We start from the raw sequence: 15,477 nt of genomic DNA on the forward strand, positions 1-15,477 counted from the left end.
CGCGGTCAGGGCACCGGCTATTCCGGCATCGAGAACCCGCTGTTCTTCAAGGACAACACCCGCATGTTCTATGGCGATGCGAAAGACAGCATCAATAAGCTGTTGCCGATGATCGAGTGAGGGGGGACAGATGCTGACCCGATATGTCTTTTTCGAGGGCGAGGCGCTGGTCGATGAGGCCGCGTTCCGCCCCCAGATCGCGCAGGAGTTGCTGCCGCTGTGGCAGGCCATGCCCGGCAGTACCGGTGTGCGCCTGACCCATGCTGCGGTGCGCGACGACGGCGCGCCGCAGATCCTGATGGTGCTGGCGGTCGATTATCCCGATCAGGCGGTACTGGACGCCTCGCTTGACAGCCCGCACCGTTTTGCGACCCGTGATCACAGCTCGGTCGTGCTGGACCGGCTGTTCCGGGGCCGGGTGCATCATCACGTGATGCAGGCCGCGAACGGTTAACGGCACTGTGCCACGAAAAAAGGCGTCAGGTCATGGACCTGACGCCTTTCGCATGCCGGGTTTGCGCCTCAGATGGCGAGGCTCAGACGGCTGTGGCCGAGGCCGCCGCGCCCGCCTGCGCCATCATCGCCCGCGCCTGAGCCATCATCAGCGGGCCGGTGCCCTTGGCGTCGTCGGCCACGACAGGCTCGGTCAGGTAATAGGCCGGGGTGCCGTCACGATAGACACCCGAAAAGCCGCCGAGGCCCGCGACCAGACAGATGCCGCCAAAGCCCGCGCCCTGCCCGTCATGCCGCAGCCGCCCCTCAAGAAAGCGCATCGCACGGCTGGCCGCAGCCACAGCGCCTGCGGGCGCAAGGCCGGTCCCGGCGGCGGCATTCAGCGCATAGGCAAACATCGCCGAGGCCGAGCTTTCGGTGAAATTCCCCGGCAGGTCGGGCTGGTCGATGACCTGCAGCCAGCCGCCATCCTCGCGCTGCAACGCCACGATCCGGGCCAGCAGCGCCCGCGTGGCGCCGTCCAGCCCGGCTGTGGCAAAGGCGCCCGCGCCGACCAGCTCGGCGCTGTCGGCCAGCGCCATCGCCTGCCAGCCGATCGCGCGTGCCCAGGCGGCGGGCGACTGGCCGGTCACCGGGTCCGCCCAGCTTTGCGCGCGCGAGGTATCGCAGCCATGGGCATAAAGGCCGTCGGGCCGCACGGTCATCTCCAGCGCGTCGCGCAGTTGCGACAGCGCGTCCTGCACCAGCCGCGCCTCGCCAAGCGTCTGGCCCAGCTGGATCTGGAACGGCAGCCCCATGTACAGACCGTCCAGCCAGACCTGATGGGGGTAGATCTTCTTGTGCCAGTAGCTGCCGCCCGCCGTGCGCGGGTGGTCGGCCAGCTGCCCGCCCAGATGGCGGGCGGCGCGCAGCCAGCGCGGATCGCCGGTCCAGCGGTCAAGTGCGAACAGCACCCGCCCGGCCAGAATATTGTCGATATTGTATTCGGTCGGCGCGTAGCCTGAAAGCGTGCCATCGGCGGCAACCTGCGCGGTTGCCAGACGCAGCAGGTGGTCGCGCCAGCGTTCCTCGCCGGTGGCCTGAAACAGCAGCTCGAGGCCGCGATAGATACAGCCATCCTCATAGCACCATGCCCCGCCCTTATAGGGCTGATAGCGGGTCGCAAAGGCGTCGAAATACTCTAGCATGGCACGAAATCCTTGGCAGTCAGGGGTCCTTGGGGCAACTCGTCGGGGGCGTCGATATGGCAATGTTCGGACAGAAGGCCGGCGCCGCTGACCTCCAGCAGACCATCGGCCATCAGGGGCGCGGCAGGGGTGGCGGGGGCATAGCTGACGGTGACATCGCGGATCATCAGCCCGGTCACCGGCGCCTCGGGCAGGCCGAGGCAGGCGGCAAAGGCCAGACGCACCCGGTCCGCCTGAATGCGCGCCAGCGTGATGTCGCGGATCTGGGGCGTCAGCGGCCCGACCGGCTGCGGATCGCGCGACTGCACGGCAGGCGCGTGACCGTCATGGTCACAGAAGTAATGCGCATTGACCGCCAGCACCGTATCCACCCCGTCGAGACGGCAATCGGTCATTGCGATCCGGGCCACGGTGCCGCCACGCCCGCGCCGGGTCTTGATGCGCAGGCCCCGGTCGGTGTCCTGCATCTCGCAATGGCTGACATGAATATCCGACACGCCGCCCGACATTTCCGAGCCGATGACAACGCCACCATGGCCACGCTCCATCCGGCAATGGCGGATGCGGATGTCGCGGGTGGGGGCGAGGTGATCGCCATTGCCGTCATCGGTGCGCTTGCCCGCCTTGATGGCGATGCAATCGTCGCCGGTCGAGAAATGCACCCCCTCGATCAGCACGCCGTCGCAGCTTTCGGGGTTCAGCCCGTCGGTATTGGGGCTGTCGGCCGGGTTCTCCACTGCCAGCGCGACAAAGCTGAGATTGCGGCAATGGTAAGGATGCAGCGTCCAGCTGGGCGAGTTGGCAAAGGTCGGGCCCAGCACGGTCACGCTGTCGCAGCCGATCAGATGCAGCAGGCGCGCGCGGCGGGCGCCATTGCGGGTGTACTTGGGCCAGGACCACCAGTCCCCCCGCGCGCCGCCGCCGTCAACACGGCCGGGGCCTGCGATGGTGACATGTTCGGCGTTGATGGCGGTCAGAATGGCGCGGTGACAGGCGTCGGGCAGACCCTCCCAGCTGCCGCCCTCGGCGGCGGTCAGGACCGGCCAGCCGTCGCGGTCGGTGGGGGCGGCCAGTTCAGCGCCCTGCGCCAGATAGAGGTTGCGATGCGAGGCGATCAGCAGCGGCGCCACCTGCCAGCGCCCGGCGGGCACGATCAGCGTGCCGCCATCGGGCAGGCCGTCCAGCAGGGCCTGCGCCTGCGCCGGATCGTCCAGCACCACGGCGCCCGCGCAGGGCGGCGTGGTCAGGGTCAGGGCGGCAAAGCCCTGCACCTCGATCCGCAGGGTGGTGGCGGGGGGCAGGTCGTGCAGCGGCGTGATCACGCGGTCGGTGATGCCGCGGCGGTCAAGGCCGGGTCCGGTCAGGTGCCAGGCCAGCGGCTGCGGCAGGTGATACAGACCGCCCGGCACCGCCAGTCGCAGCGCGACCGAGCGCGGCGTCACGGCCACGATGTCCATCTCCATGGAACGCTCCTTTCCGGGGTTGCCCGGCGGCGCGGCAAGGCGCCGCCGGGACAGGGCTGTGATGTCAGCGGAAGCTGCGGATCGCGCGGTTCATCTCGTCGATGATCTCGGCGGCGGCTTCCTCGGCTTCAAGTTGGCCATAGGCCACCGATTCAAGGTAATCGGCAAAGATCTCGCGCACCTTGGGATGCTCGTTCAGGGGCGAGGGCACCGGGCCGTTGCCCTGCTGCACCATCTCATAGGCGGCGGCCACGTTCGGGTCGATCATGCCCTGTTCGGCCAGACGTGCAGTGGCAACCTTGCTGGCCGGGACACCGCGCGAGTCCTTGAGGATGTCGATCGCCTCGGGGTCGTTCATCAGGCAGTTGATGATCTCGGCTGCCGCCTGCGGGTTCTGCGAGCGGGCCGAGATGGCAAACAGCATCGAGGGCTTGCGATAGGTGCCGTCGTTCACCGCGCCTTCGACCTGCAGCATCGGCACCGGTACCAGTTCCTGCCCGCCAAGAGGATCGGCATATTTGGCATAGGCCGAATCCCATTCGAACGTCCCCGCAATCCGGCCTTCGGCCCAGGGGCGCATCTCGAACAGCTCGATATTGCCCTCGCCCGCGACCTGCTGCCAGCTGCGGATCACGCCATCCTCGACCAGCGACAGGTAAAAGCGGATGCCCTCGGCCAGTTCCTCGGGGGTCCAGGCGACGGTGGTGGTCTCGGCGTCGATCAGATCCTTGCCGGTGGCCTGCGTCACCGAGGTCGAGACCAGAAAGATCGCGTTCAGGCCCTGCGCCTCGAAGGGCATGACGCCCTCGCCCAGCTGGCCTGCTGCGGCGCGCAGTTCGTCCCAGTTGGTCGGCAGGGGCAGGTTTGCGGCGTCGAACACGGTCTTGTTGAAGAAATAGACCCGGCCGGTTTCGCCGACGGGCAGACCGTTCAGCACGCCGTTCATCTCGCCGCCCGCAAGCTGTTCATCGGTCCATTGCGAAAAGTCGATAATGTCCGAGAATTCGCGCAGATCGGCAAAGCCGGTGCCATCGCGCGAGAACAGCGGCAGCCAGGGCCAGTTGATCTGCATGATGTCGGCCTCGGTGCGGCCTGCGATCTGCGTGGTGATCCGCTCCTGGTGGCCCGACCAGCCGGTGAATTCGGCGGCGATCTGGTGGCCGTGCTTTTCGCCGCAGACGGCCAGCGCCTCTTGCGTCTGGGTGTGACGGGCATCGCCGCCCCACCAGGACATGCGCAGATTGTCGGCCTGCGCGGCGCCCGACAGCAGGCCCCCGGCAAGACCCGTGGCAAGGATTGTCGTTGTCAGCAGTTTCATGGGTTCCCCTCCCTAATGAGTGACGGGCAGCGAGATATTCTCGCCGTCGCCGTCAAAGACATGCGCCGTGCCGGGTTCCGGCGTCAGCGTCACTTCGGCACCGCGATCCAGCGCGGCGTAGTCGGCAGAGGGCAGCACGGCGACCAGCCGCGCGCCCGCCACATCCAGATGCAGGACGACCTCGTGGCCCATGAATTCGGCCCCGGTGACGCGACCCCGCAGGCCCGTGCCCGTGTTCAGGCGCAGATGCTGGGGGCGGATGCCAAGCGTGGCGGTGCCGGTCCAGCCGCGCAGACGGGCCATCAGCTCATCCGGCAGGGCCAGCGACTGGTCGCCCACCCGGAAATTCGCGCCGTCCAGCCGCCCCTCGATCAGGTTCATTTCGGGGCTGCCGATAAAGCCCGCGACAAAGGCATTGGCGGGGCGGTCGTACAGCGTCTTGGGATCGGCCACCTGCATGATGCGGCCGTCCTTCATCACGCAGATGCGGTCGCCCATGGTCATCGCCTCGGTCTGGTCGTGGGTGACGTAGACCACGGTCGAGGACATGCCCTCTTCCTTCAGGCGGCGGTGCAGATCGGTGATCCGCACCCGCATCGAGGCGCGCAGCTTCGCGTCAAGGTTCGACAGCGGCTCGTCGAACAGGAACACTTCGGGCTGCTTGATCAGCGCGCGGCCCAAAGCGACGCGCTGTGCCTGACCGCCCGACAGCTGCTTGGGCAGACGGTCCAGCAGCGGCTCGATTTCCAGAATGCGGGCGACCTCGTTGGTGCGCCGCTCGATCTCGGATTTCGAGGCGCGTTGCAGGCGCAGGCCGAATGACAGGTTCTTGCGCACCTTCATATGCGGGTAAAGCGCGTAGTTCTGGAACACCATCGCAATGCCGCGCTGGCCGGGCTGCAGGCGGTTCACGACCTTGTCGCCGATCACCACATCGCCGCCCGAGATGCTTTCCAGCCCCGCGATCATCCGCAGCGTGGTGGATTTCGCGCAACCCGAGGGGCCGACCAGCACCATGAACTCGCCATCCTCGACATCGAGGTTGATGCCATGCACGGCCTTGAACGCATTGCCGTAAACTTTTTCCAGATTTCGGATTTGAAGACGGGCCATCGGATTATCCTTTCACCCCACCGGCAGAGATGCCTTCGATGAAGTATTTCTGAGCTATGAAGAACACGATCAGCGCGGGCAGCAGCGCCAGGACCGACATTGCCAGAATGCGGTTCCAGTCAAACGCCTCGGTCGTGTCGATCGACAGTTTCAGCGCCAGGCTGACGGGGAATTTCTCGACCGAGGACAGATAGATCAGCGGGCCGAGGAAATCGTTCATGGTCCACATGAACTGGAACAGCATGACCGAGATCAGCGCGGGCAGCAGCATGGGCACGACGATATAGATCAGCGTCTGCATGCTGTTGGCGCCATCCACGCGGGCGGCCTCTTCCATGTCGCGCGGGATGGCGCGCAGGAACTGGACCAGCATGAAGACGAAGAACGCGTCGCCCGCAAAGGCCGAGGGCACCCACAGCGGCAGATAGGTGTCCAGCCAGCCCAGATCCCGGAACAGGATGTATTGCGGGATGCGGGTGACCACGTTGGGCAGCAGCAGCGTGGCGATCAGGCTGGCAAACAGGATCTTCTTGCCCGGAAACTCGAACCGGGCAAAGCCGTAGGCCACCAGCGCGCAGGAAATCGCGGTAAAGATGGTCTTGGGCAGGATGATCAGGAAGGTGTTCCAGAAGAACCGCCCGAAGGTGTAGGGGGTCGAGGTCTCCCAGCCCTTGATATAGCCCTCGATCGTGGGCTCACGCGGGATGAACCCGATCGAGCCGAAGATCTCGGAATTGGTCTTGAACGATGCCCCGATCAGCCAGATCAGCGGATAGAGCATGATGAGGCCCACGACCGTCAGCAGCGTATAGCGGACAAAGGCGGACAGGCGGGCGGCGCGAAGTTCCTCGGATGACAGGGCGGGAACGGCGGCGGCGGTTGGGGTGGCCATATCGGTCATCTCTCAGTTCCTCTTGTCGCCGGCGTAGTAGACCCATTTCTTCGAGGTCCAGAACGCAACCACGGTCAGCACCATGATGATCAGGAACAGCACCCAGGCGATCGCCGAGGCGTAGCCCATGTTGAAGTTCTTGAACGCCTCGTCATAGATATACAGCGGCAGCAGATAGGTGGATTTCAGCGGGCCGCCGCCGGTGATGACATAGGGGCCGTTGAATTCCTGGAAGGCCTGGACCATCTGCATGATCAGGTTGAAGAAAATGACCGGCGTGATCAGCGGCAGGGTGATGTGGACAAAGCTGTGCCACTTGTTGGCCCCGTCGATGGCCGCCGCCTCGTACAGCGATTTGTCGACCGCCTGCAGCGCCGCCAGAAAGATCACCATCGCGGATCCGAACTGCCAGGTGCGCAGCAGGCTGATGGTGAACAGCGCGTTGACCGGATCGCCGAACCAGTTGACCGGCTCCAGCCCGATGCCGGTCAGCACCAGGTTCACCAGCCCCGCATCGGCAAAGATATAGCGCCACAGCACCGCGATCGCGATCGACCCGCCCAGGATCGAGGGCACGTAATAGGCCGTGCGAAAGAACCCGATGGCGCGCAGGCGATAATTCAGGATCACCGCGATGAACAGCGCGAAGGCCAGCTTCAGCGGCACCGTCAGGAACACATAGATCAGCGTCACCCGCAACGAGCGGCGGAACGTCCGGTCGTTCATCAGTTCGCGGAAGTTGTCCAGACCGGACCAGACCGGCGACTGGATCAGGTTATAGTCGGTAAAGCTGAGATACAGCGACCCCACGAACGGGATCATCGTAAAGACCAGCAGCCCGATCAGATAGGGGGCAAGGTATCCCAGCCCCAGAAAACGGCTTTCCATCACAGCCCTCCGCACATGGACATTGCAGTGACGGGGCGGGCGATGGGGTGGGCGCGGCAGCCAGATTCGGATCGCGTCATCAAATCGCTCCTCCCTCGATTCGATTGCAGTTACCGCGACAGGCACGGTCTGTTCTGCTAGTATCTCAGTTCCGTGACGCAGATGAATTGACGTTTATGCAGAAAAAGATGGACGAAACCGAACAAGCGACGATCGCGCCGGGGATCATGGCCGGGGTCATGGCGGGCATTCCGCCGCGGGCGCTGGACCTGACGCTGACCCGCTCGGCCATCCGCATGCAGCACTCGCACAGCTGGTCCATCGACAAGGTGAACACGGTCCATGATCTGGTGATCTGCCTCGAAGGCGTGGGCGATTACATTCTGGATTGCGAACGCGTGCGCCTGTCGCCCGGCATGGCGATGCTGATCCCGGCGGGCACGCGCTTTCAGGGCCGCAACCCCGATGCCAGCCGCACCTATACCGGGCTGGCCCAGCATTTCCGGCTGGACCTGTTCGGCCATCACGATCTGCTGGAACGGATGCGCTATCGCCGCGTGGTGCGGCTGTCGCGCTGGCCGATGATCGGGCCGCTGGTGCGCCATTACCGCGCCACGGCGCCATCGGGATCGACCACGCTGGTCATGCACCACGCGTTCATGGTGATCCTGAACGAGTTCATCGAGGACGCCTTTCTCGGCTGGACTTCGCCCGGCGATGCCGGTCTGGATGAGACCGTGGGGTTGTCAATGGCCATCACCATGGCCGCCACCCAGATCGCCGCCGAGCCGCTGCAGCCGGGCATTGCCGAAAGGGTGGTCGAGGCCGCGCCCTATAACCCCGACTATTTCCGCCGCGAATTCCGCCGCAGGTTGGGCAGCACCCCGGCGAAATATCATGAATTCAAGCGGATGGAGGTCGGCATGCAGTTCCTTGAGGCCGGCTGTTCCGTGGCCGAGACCGCCCACCGTCTGGGTTTTGCGGACAGCTACTATTTCTCGCGGCTGTTCAAGCGGCATATCGGCACCAGCCCGCGCGGCTGGCAGGAACAGGTCCGCCTGCGCCGCGACGGGCAATGGCCGCGCGGGCAAGAGGACGGGCAGATCATCTATCCGCTGCGCCAGATGCCGCGCGAAGGCTGACCGAAACCCGATCCCGCCTTATCTCGCCCCTTGTGCGGTATGGTAGTATGGTGTATGGTCAGCGCAAGAGGGGGGCTAACAATGCACATATCCGGATTAGCCCTGCCAAAGCCCGGGCAAGAGCGCAGCAGCACCGCCGATCAGGTGCACCGCAACCTGCGCGAGGCGATCATCGACAACGCCCTGCCGCCCGAAACCCGCCTGTCCGAGGCCGAGACGGCCCAGCACTATGGTGTCAGCCGCCAGCCCGTGCGCGAGGCGTTCATTGCGCTGGCAGCCCAGGGCCTGCTGGATGTGCGTGCGCAGCGCGGGACGTTCGTGGCCCGGATCTCGCTGGATGCGGTGATGGACGCCCGCTTCGTGCGCGAGGCGATCGAGGCCGACATCGTCAAGCTGCTGGCCGCTGCGCCCGACCCCGCCCTGATCGCCGATCTGAAAGGCCAGCTGACCCGCCAGATGGACCTGACCGGCGGTTCGGCGCGTGATTTCATGCAGGCCGACGAGACCTTTCACCGCACCCTCGCCGAGGGCGCGGGCAAGGGCAACGCCTGGCGTGTCGTGGTCGAGATGAAGGCGCAGATGGACCGCGTGCGCTTTCTGTCCAGCCAGCATTTCCCGCTGGATCGCCTGATCGACCAGCACCGCGCGCTGGTCGCGGGCATCGAGGCAGGCGACATTCCCCGCGCCGAAGCCGCCATCCGCGCGCATCTGCAGGGCATTCTGGCCGACCTGCCTGTCATCACGCAGGAACGGCCCGACTATTTCATCTAACCCCAAGTTCCCCGGAGGAGGACACCATGACACTGACACGCATTTTTGCAACCGGCCTTGCCGCAACCCTGATGGCCACGACAGCGATGGCCGCCGATGTCACGCTCAAGCTGGGCCATCTGGCGAATGAGGAGAACATCTGGCATCAGGCCGCGCTGCATTTCGCCGAAGCCGTCGCCGAAGGCACCGAGGGCCGGGTCGAGGTGCAGATTTTTCCCAACGAGTCGCTTGGCCGCGAGATCGACGTCATCAACGGCATGCAACTGGGCACCGCCGACATGACCATCACCGGCGAAAGCCTGCAGAACTGGGCGCCCAAGGCCGCGCTGCTGGCGCTGCCCTATGCCTATCGCTCGCTGGAGCATATGGACGAGGTCGCCTCGGGTGAGGTCGGCGATCAGATCGAAGCCGAGATCATCGCCAATGCCGGTATCCGCCCGCTGACCTATTTCGCCCGTGGTCCGCGCAACCTGTCGGCCAACCGCGAAATCACCACGCCCGCCGATCTGAACGGCTTCCGGCTGCGCGTGCCCAACGTGCCGCTGTTCGTGTCCGCATGGCAGGCGCTTGGCGCCAACCCGACGCCGATGGCGTTCTCCGAGGTCTTCACCTCGCTGCAGAACGGCACCATCGACGGGCAGGAAAACCCGCTGGCCCTGTTCCAGTCGGGCGGTTTCTACGAGGTGCAAAAGACCGTCAACCTGACCGAGCATGTCCGCTCGTGGATCTATCTGACCATCTCGGAAAGCGCTTGGGACAAGCTGTCCGAGGCCGATCAGGCCGCCGTTCAGGCCGCAGCCGACAGCGCACAAGCCTTTGAACGCGAGCTGTTTCTGGCCGATGAGCAAGAGCTGGTCGCCCGGCTGGAAGCCGCAGGCGTGACCTTTGTCGAGGTGGATCAGCAGGCTTTCGCGGATGCTGCGCGCGATGCGGTGATCGCAGGCGTGGCCGAGGATATCCGCCCGCTGGCCGAAGACATCTTCAACAACTAATGGCACGGCGGCGGGGTGCCACACGCGCCCCGCCCCCCGTCGGAGACATGCGATGACACAGGCATTCAAAGGGCTGGAGGGGCTTTGCCGCCTTCTGATCCTGGCGGCATTCCTGCTGCTTGCAGCATCGGTTCTGGTGCAGGTCTTTGCCCGGACTTTCCTGCCCACGGCGCCGGTCTGGACCGAGGAGCTGGCCCGGTTCTGCCTGATCTATATCGGCGCGCTGGGTGCGGGTCTGGCCCTGCGCAGCGGCGACATGGTGAACGTTGATCTGTTGTGCGAAAGCCTGCCGGGGCGCCTGCCATGGCTGCTGCGGCTGCTCAGCGCGGTGCTGACGGTGGCGTTTTGCGCCGCCCTGCTGGGGGCCGCGTGGCAATATACCAGCATCGGCGTCCGTCAGACGGCGCCTGCTCTGGGCTGGCGGATGGATTTCCTGCACGCCACGATGCTGCTGTTGTTCAGCACCCTTGGCCTGTGGGCGCTGATGCGCGTCTACGAGATGCTGACCGGCCGCCATGACGGACGCTTTATCCCGGTTTCGGAGGAACTCTGATGGGTCTGACCCTGCTTCTTGGCGTTTTCGTGCTGGGGCTGGCCATTGGCCTGCCGGTGGCGGTGACGCTTGGTCTGGCCTCGATGGCCTATCTGCTGTTCGCCGAGATCCCGTTCGTTGTGATCCCGCAGAAGATGTATGCGGGCATGGACAGCTTTGTGCTGCTGTGCATTCCGGGCTTTATCCTTGCCGGCAACCTGATGAATTCGGGCGGCATCACCGAGCGGATCATCCGCTTTGCCAATGCGCTGGTCGGCTGGATGCGCGGCGGGCTGGCGCAGGCCAATGTCGCGGCCTCGATGCTGTTCGGCGGCATTTCCGGGACCGCAGTGGCCGATGTCGCCTCGGTCGGGGGGATGATGATCCCCGGCATGAAGAAGGCGGGCTATCCGGCGGCGTTTTCTGCGGCGGTCACAGCGGCGTCCTCGACCGTCGGGCCGATGATCCCGCCAAGCGTGCCGATGATCATCGTGGGCTCGCTGTCGGGCCTGTCGGTGGGCAAGCTGTTTCTGGGCGGCGCCCTTCCCGGCATTCTGATGGGGGTGATGATGATGATCACCACCTTCGTTCTGGCGCGCAAACACAGCTATCCGCGCGAGCCGTGGAAGGGCCTGCGAGAGCTGTTCAGCTCGTTCACCGGTGCCATCTGGGCCATCGCGATGACCGTGCTGATCGTCGGCGGCCTGTTGACCGGTGTGACCACGCCGACCGAAACTGCCATCGTCGCCTGTCTCTATGCGCTGCTGGTGGGCCTGTTCATCTACCGCGAACTGCCATGGCGCGCGATCCCGCGGATCATCACCAACAGCGCCATCAGCTCGGCCGGGATTCTGGTGCTGGTGGGCACGGCCAATGTCTTTGGCTGGATTCTGGTGTCCGAACGTATCCCGCAGATGCTGGCCGATGGCGTGCTGTCCTTTACCGACAACAAGTTCGTGGTGATCCTGCTGATCAACCTGCTGCTGCTGTTCGTGGGCATGTTCATGGAAACGATCGCGGCGCTGATCATCCTGTTCGTGCCGCTGCAGACGCTGGCCATCGCCGTGGGCATCGACCCGCTGCATTTTGCGGTCTTTGCGGTGATGAACCTGATGATCGGGCTGACCACACCTCCGGTCGGGGTCTGCCTGTTCGTGGCCGCCAATATCGCGCGCCTGCCGCTGTCGCCGGTGATCCGCGCGATCACCCCCTATATCCTGACGAACATCTTCATGCTGCTGATGGTCAGCTACTTTCCGCCGCTGTCCACCTGGCTGCCCAACTGGCTGATGCCCTGAGGCTGATTATGACCGACACCACCCCCCTTCCGAACCGCGTCGTCCGTCTGAACGGACAGAACGACCTGACCATCGGCACGACCGACAACGCAGCCCCCGGCGCAGGCGAGGTCCGCGTGGCCGTGCTGGCCGGTGGCATCTGCGGGTCCGATCTGCATTACTGGCAAGAGGGCGGCATCGGCACCATCCGCGTGCGCGAACCGATCATTCTGGGCCACGAGGCCGCGGGCCGGATCGAGGCCGTGGGCGCGGGCGTCGAAAACCTGCGCCCCGGCCAGCTGGTCGCCATGAACCCCTCGCATCCCTGCGGGGCTTGCGAATTCTGCACCAGCGGGCTGCCGCATCACTGCACGGCCATGCGCTTCAAGGGCTCGGCCATGTATCTGCCGCATGAGCAGGGCATGTTCCGCGACCAGATGATCATCGGCGCGCGCCAGTGCCATCCGCTTCCCGACACGATCACGCCGGGCGCTGCCGCCTGCGCCGAGCCGCTGGCCGTCTGCCTGCATGCCGCAAACCGGGCCGAGACCATCGCCGGTCCGCTGACCGGCAAGACGGTGCTGGTGACCGGCGCCGGTCCCATCGGCGCGCTGTGCGTGGCGGTCGCCCGCCAGCGCGGCGCGAAAACGATCATCGTCACCGACATTCAGGCTGCGACGCTGGCCGTGGCGGGCCGCATGGGCGCCGATCATTGCGTCAACCCCGTCACCGATCCGCAGGGCCTTGCGCCCTGGCAAGAGGGCAAGGGCCGCGTCGATCTGGTCTTTGAATGCTCGGCCGCAGCCTCGGCCATCCGCGATGCGGTGGCCTGCCTGCGCCCGCTTGGCGCGCTGGTGCAGGTCGGTGTGGCAGGCCCGACCGCGATGCCGCTGAACCTGATGGTCGGCAAAGAGATCCTGTTTGCAGGCTCTCACCGCTTCGACACCGAATTCGCGGATGCCGTCCGCCTGATCGGATCGGGCGAGATCGACCCGCGGCCGATCATTACCGCCACCTTCCCGATGACGGATGCCGATGCCGCGTTCCACGCCGCCTCGGACCGGGCGACATCGGTCAAGGTTCAACTCTCCTTCGCTGGCAACTGACCGGCGATCTTCTGACAGAAAGATCTGAACATGAGACAGACATGGCGCTGGTTCGGCCCGAAAGATCTGGTTTCCATCGACGACATGCTGCAGGCGGGCGTCGAGGGCGTGGTGACCGCCCTGCATCACATCCCCACCGGCGAGGTCTGGGCGCCGGAAGAAATCGCGCAGCGTCAGGCTCTGCTGGCACGGATGAACGATGGCGCCCCTTCGGGTCTGGCATGGGAGGTGGTCGAAAGCCTGCCCGTGTCCGAGGACATCAAGCGTCAGACCGGCGACTGGAAGCTGCATATCGAGAACTGGAAGACCTCGATGCGGCATCTGGCGGCGGCGGGGATCGAGGTGATCTGCTACAATTTCATGCCGATCCTCGACTGGACGCGGACCGATCTGTCCTATCGGCTGCCCAATGGCGCGACCTGCATGCGCTATGACGCCATCGACTTTGCGGCCTTCGATCTGTTCATCCTGAACCGCAAGGGCGCCGAGGGCGACTATTCCGCCGAGGTGACCGAACAGGCGCGTGCACGGCTGGCCTCCATGTCGGAGGCGCGGCGCGAGGAACTGACCGGCAATGTCGTCTTTGGCCTGCCCGGTGCGGCCGAGCGCATGACGCTGGAGGATGTGAAAACCCATCTGGCGCGCTATGACCACATCACGCCCGACCGCCTGCGCGGCCATCTGATTGACTTTCTGGCCGAGGTCACGCCGCTGGCCGAGGAACTGGGCATGCGGCTGTGCTGCCACCCCGACGATCCGCCGTTCCCGCTGCTGGGCCTGCCCCGCATCATGTCGACCGAGGCCGATTACAGGGCGGTCATGGACGGTGTCGATCTGCGCGCCAATGGCATCACGCTGTGCACCGGATCGCTTGGCGCGCGCGCCGACAACGATCTGCCCGGCATGATGACCCGGATGGGCGACAGGGTCCACTTCCTGCACCTGCGCAATGTCGCGCTGGAAGAGGCGCATCTGGGCGGTTCATTCCACGAGGCCGCGCATCTTGAGGGCAATACCGACATGGTGGCGATGATCGCCGCGATCCTTGCCGAGGAAGCCCGCCGCCGCGCCGAGGGGCGCGCCGACTGGCAGATCCCCTTCCGCCCCGATCACGGTCAGGACATTCTGGACGACCAGACCCGCAAGGCCCAGCCCGGCTATCCGGCCATCGGGCGGCTGAAAGGTCTGGCCGAACTGCGCGGTATCGCCACCGCGCTGTCCCATGATCTGGTCGTCAACCGCACGACCGCCCGCTGATGGACAGGGCCGGGGCGGCCCTGCTGCCCCGGCCGCTGGCCCATTTGGGAACGGTCATCCGTGTGATCTGCCCGACACATCGCGCCGGGATCCTTCCATGGGCCACCGCCTCGCGGGATCGCTGACCATTCCCGCGCGGAAATGGTCAGCCTGTCGCCCTTACGCCGCCCGCCCGGTCAGACCGGCCTCCAGCGTCTTCAGCGCCAGTTCAAAGACGTTGTGATGCACGTTGGGGATCAGCTCCAGATCGTCGTTAGGCGCGGCGGTCCAGTCCGCCGTCCAGACCGCAAGGGTCGTGTCGTCGCAACTGACCGGATAGAGCCGCGCACCCGCGTGATAGTTCATCCACGCCATCTCGCTTTTCAGAATACGGTAGCGGAATTCCATCCGGGGATCGTCCAGCAGGGTCAGCTGTTCCCACAACCGCCCCTCACCAAAGATGAAATCGCGCACCGCCGACACGCGGCTTGAGGCGTCGCCCGCCAGCATCACCATGTCGCGGATCTCGGGATGCCAGCCGTCCATTCCGGCAAAATCGCGCATCCGGTCCCAGACCGCCGCCGCCGGCGCCCGCAGCGGGACCGAGCAGAACACCTTGGCCGGGCGCAGCCCCTGCCAGCGCGGCCCGGCCATAGCCTCATCGCCCGGAATGCGATCGGCCAGATGCGCCAGCGCCCGCGCAAACACCTGATCCGGGATCAGCGCGGCATAGCGCCCGGCATCCTCGGGCGCCTCGTCGAATGTGGCCCACCAGCGGATATAGGTGGCGTCGCCATCGGTCACCGGGATCAGCTGCAGATGGGCGCGATAGTTGCGCACCGGAAAGGCCGGGGTCTCGAAATTATAGGACAGCCGATAGCGGCTGTCGTCCAGCGCCAGCAGCCGTTCGCGCACCAGTGTCCCGTCGGCCAGATGAAAGGCGCGCACGCAGCCCACGTCATCGGGCGCGCGCCCGTCCTCGATATGGCAGCCGGTGACACCCAGCCCCCAGCCCTCCAGCCCGTCAAAGGCGCGCAGCACCGGCCAGACGGCTTCAACCGGGGCGGCGATGATCCTGCTTGCGAAAGCCTGTGCCATGTCCGTTCC

General features: G+C 65.5%; 16 protein-coding genes. 9 read left to right on the forward strand and 7 right to left on the reverse strand.

Annotated elements, in window-relative coordinates; translation table 11 throughout:
• Nucleotides 1-120 (forward strand): NAD(P)(+) transhydrogenase (Re/Si-specific) subunit beta (locus ACK41U_RS15440; protein ID WP_409678973.1); only part of this gene is annotated, 120 nt, incomplete at its 5' end.
• 10 nt (nucleotides 121-130) lie between these two features.
• Nucleotides 131-454: a hypothetical protein gene (locus ACK41U_RS15445; protein WP_409681851.1), complete on the forward strand. Its 324-nt coding sequence runs from the start codon at nucleotides 131-133 to the stop codon at nucleotides 452-454.
• 82 nt (nucleotides 455-536) lie between these two features.
• Here the strand turns inward: ACK41U_RS15445 and ACK41U_RS15450 are convergent, their stop codons facing one another.
• The 6 genes from ACK41U_RS15450 to ACK41U_RS15475 all read right to left on the reverse strand — a co-directional run bounded on the left by ACK41U_RS15450 (nucleotide 537) and on the right by ACK41U_RS15475 (nucleotide 7,314).
• The gene (locus tag ACK41U_RS15450; RefSeq protein WP_409681853.1) at nucleotides 537-1,640 is read right to left on the reverse strand and encodes a glycoside hydrolase family 105 protein; all 1,104 of its coding nucleotides are present in this window, start codon (nucleotides 1,638-1,640) and stop codon (nucleotides 537-539) included.
• The gene (locus ACK41U_RS15455) at nucleotides 1,634-3,103 is read right to left on the reverse strand and encodes a glycoside hydrolase family 28 protein (RefSeq protein WP_409681855.1); all 1,470 of its coding nucleotides are present in this window, start codon (nucleotides 3,101-3,103) and stop codon (nucleotides 1,634-1,636) included. The genes ACK41U_RS15450 and ACK41U_RS15455 overlap by 7 nt, the downstream gene beginning before the upstream one ends.
• Before the next feature lie 64 nt (nucleotides 3,104-3,167).
• Entirely contained in the window at nucleotides 3,168-4,421 is a 1,254-nt protein-coding gene (locus ACK41U_RS15460; protein ID WP_409681857.1) for an ABC transporter substrate-binding protein, read from the reverse strand.
• Between the two features lie 12 nt (nucleotides 4,422-4,433).
• On the reverse strand, nucleotides 4,434-5,534 hold the full coding sequence (locus ACK41U_RS15465) for an ABC transporter ATP-binding protein (RefSeq protein ID WP_409681859.1): 1,101 nt from the start codon (nucleotides 5,532-5,534) through the stop codon (nucleotides 4,434-4,436).
• Between the two features lie 4 nt (nucleotides 5,535-5,538).
• Nucleotides 5,539-6,426, reverse strand: a complete 888-nt coding sequence (locus ACK41U_RS15470; protein ID WP_409681922.1) for a carbohydrate ABC transporter permease — start codon at nucleotides 6,424-6,426, stop codon at nucleotides 5,539-5,541.
• A 12-nt stretch (nucleotides 6,427-6,438) separates the two neighbouring features.
• The gene (locus tag ACK41U_RS15475; RefSeq protein WP_409681861.1) at nucleotides 6,439-7,314 is read right to left on the reverse strand and encodes a carbohydrate ABC transporter permease; all 876 of its coding nucleotides are present in this window, start codon (nucleotides 7,312-7,314) and stop codon (nucleotides 6,439-6,441) included.
• Between the two features lie 188 nt (nucleotides 7,315-7,502).
• Between ACK41U_RS15475 and ACK41U_RS15480 the strand changes: the two genes are divergently transcribed.
• The 7 genes from ACK41U_RS15480 to uxuA all read left to right on the forward strand — a co-directional run bounded on the left by ACK41U_RS15480 (nucleotide 7,503) and on the right by uxuA (nucleotide 14,391).
• Nucleotides 7,503-8,456 carry a helix-turn-helix domain-containing protein gene (locus ACK41U_RS15480; protein ID WP_409681863.1) on the forward strand — a complete coding sequence of 318 codons (954 nt, stop codon included), beginning with the start codon at nucleotides 7,503-7,505 and terminating at the stop codon, nucleotides 8,454-8,456.
• 81 nt (nucleotides 8,457-8,537) lie between these two features.
• A complete protein-coding gene (locus tag ACK41U_RS15485; protein ID WP_409681865.1) occupies nucleotides 8,538-9,227 on the forward strand; it encodes a GntR family transcriptional regulator in 690 nt (229 codons plus the stop codon).
• 26 nt (nucleotides 9,228-9,253) lie between these two features.
• Nucleotides 9,254-10,219, forward strand: coding sequence for a TRAP transporter substrate-binding protein (locus ACK41U_RS15490; protein ID WP_409681867.1), 966 nt, complete (start codon nucleotides 9,254-9,256; stop codon nucleotides 10,217-10,219).
• Between the two features lie 52 nt (nucleotides 10,220-10,271).
• Nucleotides 10,272-10,772 (forward strand): TRAP transporter small permease, encoded by a 501-nt coding sequence (locus ACK41U_RS15495; protein ID WP_409681869.1) that lies wholly within the window; start codon nucleotides 10,272-10,274, stop codon nucleotides 10,770-10,772.
• Entirely contained in the window at nucleotides 10,772-12,049 is a 1,278-nt protein-coding gene (locus tag ACK41U_RS15500) for a TRAP transporter large permease (protein WP_409681872.1), read from the forward strand. Before ACK41U_RS15495 ends, ACK41U_RS15500 begins: the two co-directional genes overlap by 1 nt.
• A gap of 8 nt (nucleotides 12,050-12,057) precedes the next feature.
• The gene (locus ACK41U_RS15505; RefSeq protein ID WP_409681875.1) at nucleotides 12,058-13,134 is read left to right on the forward strand and encodes an L-idonate 5-dehydrogenase; all 1,077 of its coding nucleotides are present in this window, start codon (nucleotides 12,058-12,060) and stop codon (nucleotides 13,132-13,134) included.
• A gap of 30 nt (nucleotides 13,135-13,164) precedes the next feature.
• A complete protein-coding gene (uxuA, locus tag ACK41U_RS15510; RefSeq protein WP_409681878.1) occupies nucleotides 13,165-14,391 on the forward strand; it encodes a mannonate dehydratase in 1,227 nt (408 codons plus the stop codon).
• 159 nt (nucleotides 14,392-14,550) lie between these two features.
• Here uxuA and ACK41U_RS15515 read toward each other — a convergent pair whose 3' ends face one another.
• On the reverse strand, nucleotides 14,551-15,468 hold the full coding sequence (locus ACK41U_RS15515; protein ID WP_409681881.1) for an SRPBCC family protein: 918 nt from the start codon (nucleotides 15,466-15,468) through the stop codon (nucleotides 14,551-14,553).
• Nucleotides 15,469-15,477 lie beyond the last annotated feature (9 nt).

It is taken from the genome of Paracoccus sp. (in: a-proteobacteria) (genome assembly GCF_046289755.1).
Taxonomy (GTDB): Bacteria; Pseudomonadota; Alphaproteobacteria; order Rhodobacterales; family Rhodobacteraceae; genus Paracoccus.

Coding starts and splice junctions, on each gene's coding strand:
- ACK41U_RS15450 (WP_409681853.1), bottom strand. CDS start 1,640: ATGCTAGAGTATTTCGACGCCTTTGCGACCCGCTATCAGCCCTATAAG.
- ACK41U_RS15465 (WP_409681859.1), bottom strand. CDS start 5,534: ATGGCCCGTCTTCAAATCCGAAATCTGGAAAAAGTTTACGGCAATGCG.
- ACK41U_RS15515 (WP_409681881.1), bottom strand. CDS start 15,468: ATGGCACAGGCTTTCGCAAGCAGGATCATCGCCGCCCCGGTTGAAGCC.
- ACK41U_RS15495 (WP_409681869.1), top strand. CDS start 10,272: ATGACACAGGCATTCAAAGGGCTGGAGGGGCTTTGCCGCCTTCTGATC.
- uxuA (WP_409681878.1), top strand. CDS start 13,165: ATGAGACAGACATGGCGCTGGTTCGGCCCGAAAGATCTGGTTTCCATC.
- ACK41U_RS15460 (WP_409681857.1), bottom strand. CDS start 4,421: ATGAAACTGCTGACAACGACAATCCTTGCCACGGGTCTTGCCGGGGGC.
- ACK41U_RS15445 (WP_409681851.1), top strand. CDS start 131: ATGCTGACCCGATATGTCTTTTTCGAGGGCGAGGCGCTGGTCGATGAG.
- ACK41U_RS15470 (WP_409681922.1), bottom strand. CDS start 6,426: ATGGCCACCCCAACCGCCGCCGCCGTTCCCGCCCTGTCATCCGAGGAA.
- ACK41U_RS15505 (WP_409681875.1), top strand. CDS start 12,058: ATGACCGACACCACCCCCCTTCCGAACCGCGTCGTCCGTCTGAACGGA.
- ACK41U_RS15455 (WP_409681855.1), bottom strand. CDS start 3,103: ATGGAGATGGACATCGTGGCCGTGACGCCGCGCTCGGTCGCGCTGCGA.
- ACK41U_RS15475 (WP_409681861.1), bottom strand. CDS start 7,314: ATGGAAAGCCGTTTTCTGGGGCTGGGATACCTTGCCCCCTATCTGATC.
- ACK41U_RS15500 (WP_409681872.1), top strand. CDS start 10,772: ATGGGTCTGACCCTGCTTCTTGGCGTTTTCGTGCTGGGGCTGGCCATT.
- ACK41U_RS15490 (WP_409681867.1), top strand. CDS start 9,254: ATGACACTGACACGCATTTTTGCAACCGGCCTTGCCGCAACCCTGATG.
- ACK41U_RS15480 (WP_409681863.1), top strand. CDS start 7,503: ATGGACGAAACCGAACAAGCGACGATCGCGCCGGGGATCATGGCCGGG.
- ACK41U_RS15485 (WP_409681865.1), top strand. CDS start 8,538: ATGCACATATCCGGATTAGCCCTGCCAAAGCCCGGGCAAGAGCGCAGC.